The sequence below is a fragment of the Lactobacillus sp. UMNPBX4 genome (assembly GCF_002554115.1).
Lineage (GTDB): Bacteria > Bacillota > Bacilli > Lactobacillales > Lactobacillaceae > Lactobacillus > Lactobacillus gallinarum.
The window spans coordinates 1-6,421 of record NZ_PCZF01000066.1; the positions used below are offsets into that span (position 1 = coordinate 1).

Below are 6,421 nucleotides of genomic sequence, written 5' to 3' on the forward strand. Positions count from 1 at the left end.
TTAGAATAGCTGAAAAAAGAGGACTAAGAAAGATACTCGGTTATCTGACGCTTACGTTTTAGATTTCAATTATGATTAATTTATCAATATTTTGGAGGTTATTCATATGTCAGAAAAAAAGCTAATCGTCCCTCTTGCTCGTGAGCCAAAAGCTAAAAAGTCTAAGCCAGCTCGTAATCATTTACTGCTTTCTTTAAAGAAAAATGACCTAGAATTAGACTTCCAATGTCATTAAGTTAAGCTATTGACATTGGAGAAAAAAGCAATTAAAGCATCATTTGGCTTTAGATAGCCAATTTGAGGCTTTTTTGCGTAGGCAAATAACCAGTCTATGAGTTCTTGTTTATTCTGATCTGCTGTTGTCATGTCGTTTAATAAGTCCTTTTTTGATATCACGTTCCATAAGTTGACGAACTATGTTCAGGTAGTCTTCTGGAATAGTGTAGCCATGATAGAAATATGGTACTTCACCATCGATAGAAATACCACCAGTTTCATCACCTTTAGTCGATGGACTAGGATTATCTGTCTTGCCACTTAAATAATCGGCTGATGTGTGTAGTACATCTGCAACTGCATTAAGTGCATCAATTCCTGGTCTTTGATTCTTCCAATTGTAAATGGAGTTTCTACCTAAACCTGCCTTGTCATTTACTTCACGGAGATTCATTGCCACATATGCCAGAGATACTTACGCTAGTAAACTTTTATTATTCGAAACTGCATTTTTATCAAACTACAGCGGAAAAAGAAAAAGTTTATCATGTTAATCCTAAGAGAGCACAAAGATTGGCTCATAAGGCCACGCAAAAGAAAGCTATTGGTACCAAAGCACAACAAGCTTTGAAAAAAACAATTTGAGCAGTCAAAGATAGCCAAGAAAAAGGTAAAGAAGGATAGGAAACGTGAAGAACAAGAAAGACGTTTCTTACAAAAACAAGTCAAACGTCGAGAAAAACACCGTGGTCATTGATGTCGAAAAAGCTCGCAATTAATTTTGCGGGTTTTCATTTTGGAAAATATGCTATAATTTAAGTAAAGAAAAAGGAGATACAAAGACCTCCTTTGCAGCCCGCTTTAAGAGCGGCGGTTAAGATTATTTTTTGCGGTGAACGCTACTCAATAACTCTTCCAAAGTTATTACATTGAGCGGCGTTTTTATTTTTTGTCGTGATGATGGTCGATGTAAGTTAGCAGAGCTAACACAAACGTACCGAACAAAAGCATCAAAGAAATACTCTCGTAAACCGACATGGTTGAACCCTTTCTGCAGTATATTGACCATAGGCCTCACCTCCGGGAGGAAAAACAACCGCCGCTCATAAAACTTTCTGCGAAAATAATTGTACAGAAATTTTGTTTGCAAAAGAAGACGAACAAGATAAAAAAGCTCGCAATTAGTTTGCGGGCTCTTATTCATGCAATTGATTATATTTGTCGCCCCATTTTTCCATTTCTAAAATTAATGGGGTAAGGGTCTCACCTAATGCAGTTAATTGATAACTTGTTTTAGGTGGTACTGTTGGAAAAATAGTTTTATCAATAATTTGATCACTTTTTAGCTCTTTTAATTGAAGTGACAACATTCGTCTGGAACAATTAGGCATCAATTTCTGCAATTCATTAAAACGACAGTGTTTTTTCTTGATTAAATGATAGATAATAACACTTTTCCATTTACCTGAAATAATTTGAAGTGTACTTTCAACAGGACAGCCTTCAGAGCAGTTATAAATATGACGTGGCATTCTTTCACCTCGATATAATAATTCAATTCTAAATCTTTAAATTTAATCAAGCTAGGGAAAAATTTGTTACTTAGTAAGGAAAAATTCACTTCTTGTTTTTATCTATGGCTTACTTACAATTAATTAGTAAATAAGGAAGGAAGATAAAAATGAAAGCAATTGGATTCAAAAAACACTTGAAGATTGATGATCCTGAAAGTTTGATTGATTTTGATATGGAAAAACCTACTGCTAAGGGTCATGACTTGTTAGTAAAAGTTAATGCAGTTTCAGTTAACCCAGTAGATGTTGGAGTTAGAAAAAGTGGACATATGGTCTTAAAAACGCCTAAAGTGATCGGTTGGGATGCATGTGGTGTAGTAGAAGAAGTAGGGTCGAAAGTTAGTCTCTTCAAACAAGGTGACAGGGTATTTTATGCAGGTTCATTTATTAGATCAGGCAGTGATAGTGAGTACCAACTAGTTGATGAAAGAATAGTTGGTCATGCTCCAAAGACTTTAAAAGATAATGAAGCGGCTGCAATGCCTTTAACCTCACTTACAGCTTATGAAGCCTTATTTGAACAAATGGGTTTAACTTGGAATCAAGAGAATAATCAGAGTAAAACGATCTTGATTATTAATGGTGCTGGGGGAGTAGGATCAGTAGCTACACAATTGGCACATTTAGCAGGATTAACAGTAATTGCAACTGCATCCCGTCCAGATAGTATTAAATGGACACAAGATCACGGCACAGATTATGTTGTGAACCATCGTGAAGACTTGGTAAAACAAGTAAAGAAATTAGGATATAAGTATGTTGATTACATCCTAGAATTAAAGGATTTAGATGGTCATTGGAAAGAAATGTGTGAGTTAATTAAACCAGAGGGACACATTGTTTCAATTACTGAAAATCATCGTCCAATAAATTTAAGGTTGCTTACCAAAAAGAAAGCACACTTTTCGTGGGAATGGATGTATACTAAATCCTATTATCAAACTGAAGATATGATTAGTCAGCATGATATTTTAAACAAAATTGCCCAGATGTTAGATAATGGCAAACTTAAATGCACTATGACTAAGTCATTAGAACCCTTAAATGCAATAAATTTACGAAAGGCTCATAAATTAGTAGAAAGTGGTCATATGACCGGTAAAGTTGTGGTTTATGACTGGGAAAACTAAGCATTAATAGAAAGCTCGCAATTAATTTTGCAGGCTTTTAATTTAAAAAATATGCTATAATTTAGATAAAGAAAAAGGAGATCCAAAGACCTCCTTTGCAGCCCGCTTTAAGAGCGGTGGTCGATATTATAAAAACGTTGAAAACGTCGCCCTATAACTCGCCAAAGTTATTACATTGAGCGGCGTTTTTATTTTTTGTCGTGATGATGGTCGATGTAAGTTAGCAGAGCTAACACAAACGTACCGAACAAAAGCATCAAAGAAATACTCTCGTAAACCGACATGGTTGAACCCTTTCTGCAGTATATTGACCATAGGCCTCACCTCCGGGAGGAAAAACAACCGCCGCTCATAAAACTTTCTGCGAAAATAATTGTACAGAAATTTTGTTTGCAAAAGAAGACGAACAAGTAAAAAAGCTTGCGATATGCGGGCTTTTCTTGTATCTAAGGTTCTTTAAACTGATTAATATTAACGCCTTCAAGTTTAAGCAACTGAATTTTCTTATCAATTCCACCGCCATAACCAGTTAAATTGTGATTAGCACCAACAACGCGGTGGCAAGGTATGATAATGCAAATATGATTTCTACCAATAGCACCACCGGCTGCTCGAATAGGTAAGTGGTCCTTATCTTTTGCAGCCTGTACGGCAATGTCTTTATAAGTAGTTGTCATCCCGTAAGGAATTTTTAGTAATGCTTGCCAGACTCTTTTTTGAAAATCAGTACCGATCAAATGTAATTGAGGAGTAAAATCTGGTTCTTTGCCTTGAAAATAGATATCAGCAGAAGCTAAATATTTATTTCCTCCTTCTGAATATTCTTTATCAAGATTGTCACCGTAGTAGCGATCAGTATCTAGCCATAAACCAATAAGTCCTTGTTCATTACTAGCGAGCAATATTTTGCCAATAGGTGAATTATAGTAAGAAACTGTTTGCATGTTTTTTCTCCTATGATAAAAATAAGATGCTACCATCCATTATGATTGGTAGCATCTTATTAATCTAATTTATTTTCTTAACTTGTGCACCTTATGGGCTAGAACCATTTCTTTATTGCGATCTTCATAGATCATATCCTTGATGTAATTCCATGGGATTAACAAAGGCGTTTTGCTATTTTTACGGAAAATAAAGTCTGCGTGTCGTCTTTCCAAGTGACGCAAATATCTTTTAGCATTTTGAATCTTGGTGTGGTGTTCCAAATGCAATCTTGGTTCGAAATCGACGATTTTGTGTTCAGCGTTGAAAATAGGTCTAACTTTATGGTGCCAGTTCTCAGCACTAGAGATATGATCGCTGACCTTTTTTCCGGCTTCTACGATATTCTCTTTGGTTGCTGGACTTTTCTGATCCTTAAACTCCCCATGCGGATCTAGATAGTAGTTGCCCAAACCATCTTGACGATAAAGTCGTATTTTCTTGAATGTCTTATTTTTCTTGTCCATTCTTACTTCGATAACGTCACCATTTTTGTGATTCATTAAATACATGTGATGTTTTCTAGTGTAATTTGCACTTTTCATGGTCAGAAATCTCACCTCTACATTAATTATTCTGAAACGCTATTATACCAGTATTTTAACTATATTTTTAATTTAATGGTATAAAAGTTGCTATTTTTTTAGGAAATTAGACGAAAGGATGTAGTGTTTGGTTGTTATTTTCTATACGCCAGCATAATAAAAGGTATTCCCCTTTTTACGGCTGAAGACTATTAAGTAATCACTAACTTATACTAAAATCGTTTAAAGCCGGGAGAAAAGGTGTTACGCTTAAGTAGGACGAGGTTATAGAATAGTTATTTTAAAGTAATTAATTGTATACAAAAACATGCTTAGCTTCGGAAAAGCTAAGCATGATGTCCCATAATATGAGTCGCTTGCAATTTATCTTGCAAGCGGCTTTTATTTTAGAAAAAATAATAAATATTGCAAGAGTATTGATTTCTGTTTTTGTATAGAAAATAAAATTTATTTATTTTTAATTGAAGCTGGCTATCTGCATTTTACTGAGGAATATGAATTAGCTGATACCGCTACTTGCCGTCATGCTGTTTTAGCTGCTTTCAAAAAAGAATTTCCGCGCAGTAGTCGTGCGCATTTAATCGCTAAATAGTATACTTTTCAGTAAAGAAAACTATTTAGTACAAGTCAGAAAGGAAGTCTTTTCATTGAAATATGCAGAAAAGTCACCCGCATTGTGGAATGCTATTCATCACGAAGAAGAGCGCCAACAAAACACGATTGAATTAATTGCTTCTGAAAATATTGTTTCTGATGCAGTTCGTGAAGCTCAAGGTTCAGTTTTAACTAACAAATATGCCGAGGGCTATCCTGGTCGACGCTATTATGGCGGTTGTCAATACATTGATCAAGTTGAACAACTTGCTATTGATTATGCTAAAAAATTATTCAATGCTAAATTTGCTAATGTTCAACCCCACTCTGGTTCACAAGCAAATATGGCTGTTTATCAAGCTTTGCTGAAGCCAGGCGATGTAATCCTTGGCATGGGCATGGATGCTGGCGGTCATTTAACTCACGGTGCCAAAGTAAACTTCAGTGGTAAAGAATATAGATCTTATAGTTACGGCTTAAATGTTGAAACTGAAGAGCTTGATTTTGATGCTATTCGTCAGATCGCCTTAGATGTTCATCCCCAATTGATCGTTGCTGGTGCTTCTGCATACAGCCGAATTATTGATTGGCAAAAATTCCGTGAAATTGCCGATGAGGTTGGCGCCTATTTAATGGTTGATATGGCCCATATTGCTGGTTTGGTAGCAACTGGCCAACATCCTAGTCCTATTCCAGTAGCTGATGTAGTGACGACTACTACGCATAAGACCTTGCGTGGTCCTCGCGGCGGCATGATTTTATCTAATAGTTTAGAAATTGGTAAAAAGATTAATTCAGCTTTGTTTCCAGGTATTCAAGGTGGTCCTTTAGAACACGTAATTGCCGGAAAAGCGCAAGCTTTTTATGAAGACTTACAGCCACAATTTACCGATTATATTAAACAAGTAATCAAAAACGCTAAGATAATGGCAGAAACTTTTGCTAAGTCTGACAATATTCGTGTAGTTTCTGGTGGTACTGATAATCACTTAATGATTATTGATATTACAGATACTGGGTTAACGGGTAAAGATGCACAAAACTTGCTTGATTCAGTTCATATTACAACCAATAAAGAATCAATCCCTGGTGATCAGCGCAGTCCTTTTGTAACTAGTGGTTTAAGAATTGGTACACCAGCAATTACTAGCCGCGGTTTTGATGAGGAAGACGCTAAAAAGACAGCTGGATTAATTATTGAAATTTTGTCTAATCCAGAAGATGAAACAACAATTGAACACGTTAAACAAGAAGTTAAAGAATTAACTCAAAAACATCCAATTAATTAATTTGAATAGAAAATAAACAGTTCTAGTTTTTTGCCAATGTCATTAAGTTAAGACATTGACAATTAATATTAGACTTTTAAAGCACTGAT

12 protein-coding genes are annotated in these 6,421 nt (G+C 35.4%); 5 read left to right on the forward strand and 7 right to left on the reverse strand.

Going from position 1 to position 6,421, the window contains the following annotated elements; translation table 11 throughout:
* Positions 1-106 precede the first annotated feature (106 nt).
* Positions 107-235 (forward strand): hypothetical protein, encoded by a 129-nt coding sequence (locus CP355_RS10735; RefSeq protein WP_005728161.1) that lies wholly within the window; start codon positions 107-109, stop codon positions 233-235.
* Here CP355_RS10735 and CP355_RS10740 read toward each other — a convergent pair.
* Together CP355_RS10740 and CP355_RS09155 are read right to left on the reverse strand one after the other, a co-directional pair.
* The gene (locus CP355_RS10740) at positions 232-366 is read right to left on the reverse strand and encodes a hypothetical protein (protein ID WP_255406619.1); all 135 of its coding nucleotides are present in this window, start codon (positions 364-366) and stop codon (positions 232-234) included. The two genes, CP355_RS10735 and CP355_RS10740, sit on opposite strands and share 4 nt — an antisense overlap.
* Positions 344-670 (reverse strand): helix-turn-helix transcriptional regulator, encoded by a 327-nt coding sequence (locus CP355_RS09155; RefSeq protein WP_098044383.1) that lies wholly within the window; start codon positions 668-670, stop codon positions 344-346. Before CP355_RS09155 ends, CP355_RS10740 begins: the two co-directional genes overlap by 23 nt.
* 8 nt (positions 671-678) lie before the next feature.
* Here CP355_RS09155 and CP355_RS10745 point away from each other — a divergent pair, with 8 nt between their 5' ends.
* Entirely contained in the window at positions 679-861 is a 183-nt protein-coding gene (locus CP355_RS10745; RefSeq protein WP_233185877.1) for a DUF2992 family protein, read from the forward strand.
* A 10-nt stretch (positions 862-871) separates the two neighbouring features.
* Positions 872-973, forward strand: a complete 102-nt coding sequence (locus tag CP355_RS10750) for a hypothetical protein (protein WP_233185878.1) — start codon at positions 872-874, stop codon at positions 971-973.
* A gap of 185 nt (positions 974-1,158) precedes the next feature.
* On the opposite strand, the gene CP355_RS09165 is transcribed toward CP355_RS10750, so the two are convergent.
* A complete protein-coding gene (locus tag CP355_RS09165) occupies positions 1,159-1,254 on the reverse strand; it encodes a putative holin-like toxin (RefSeq protein ID WP_080514199.1) in 96 nt (31 codons plus the stop codon).
* A 158-nt stretch (positions 1,255-1,412) separates the two neighbouring features.
* Entirely contained in the window at positions 1,413-1,748 is a 336-nt protein-coding gene (locus CP355_RS09170; RefSeq protein ID WP_013085779.1) for a helix-turn-helix domain-containing protein, read from the reverse strand.
* 149 nt (positions 1,749-1,897) lie between these two features.
* Between CP355_RS09170 and CP355_RS09175 the strand changes: the two genes are divergently transcribed.
* Positions 1,898-2,920 (forward strand): zinc-binding alcohol dehydrogenase family protein, encoded by a 1,023-nt coding sequence (locus CP355_RS09175; protein WP_089145575.1) that lies wholly within the window; start codon positions 1,898-1,900, stop codon positions 2,918-2,920.
* Positions 2,921-3,108: 188 nt separating this feature from the next.
* On the opposite strand, the gene CP355_RS09180 is transcribed toward CP355_RS09175, so the two are convergent.
* The 3 genes from CP355_RS09180 to CP355_RS09190 all read right to left on the reverse strand — a co-directional run bounded on the left by CP355_RS09180 (position 3,109) and on the right by CP355_RS09190 (position 4,449).
* A complete protein-coding gene (locus CP355_RS09180; RefSeq protein WP_080514199.1) occupies positions 3,109-3,204 on the reverse strand; it encodes a putative holin-like toxin in 96 nt (31 codons plus the stop codon).
* A gap of 162 nt (positions 3,205-3,366) precedes the next feature.
* On the reverse strand, positions 3,367-3,864 hold the full coding sequence (locus CP355_RS09185) for a methylated-DNA--[protein]-cysteine S-methyltransferase (RefSeq protein ID WP_098044384.1): 498 nt from the start codon (positions 3,862-3,864) through the stop codon (positions 3,367-3,369).
* Positions 3,865-3,933: 69 nt separating this feature from the next.
* Positions 3,934-4,449 (reverse strand): hypothetical protein, encoded by a 516-nt coding sequence (locus CP355_RS09190; protein ID WP_025005730.1) that lies wholly within the window; start codon positions 4,447-4,449, stop codon positions 3,934-3,936.
* Between the two features lie 647 nt (positions 4,450-5,096).
* Here CP355_RS09190 and glyA point away from each other — a divergent pair.
* Positions 5,097-6,332: a serine hydroxymethyltransferase gene (glyA, locus tag CP355_RS09200; RefSeq protein WP_087301136.1), complete on the forward strand. Its 1,236-nt coding sequence runs from the start codon at positions 5,097-5,099 to the stop codon at positions 6,330-6,332.
* Positions 6,333-6,421: the final 89 nt, after the last annotated feature.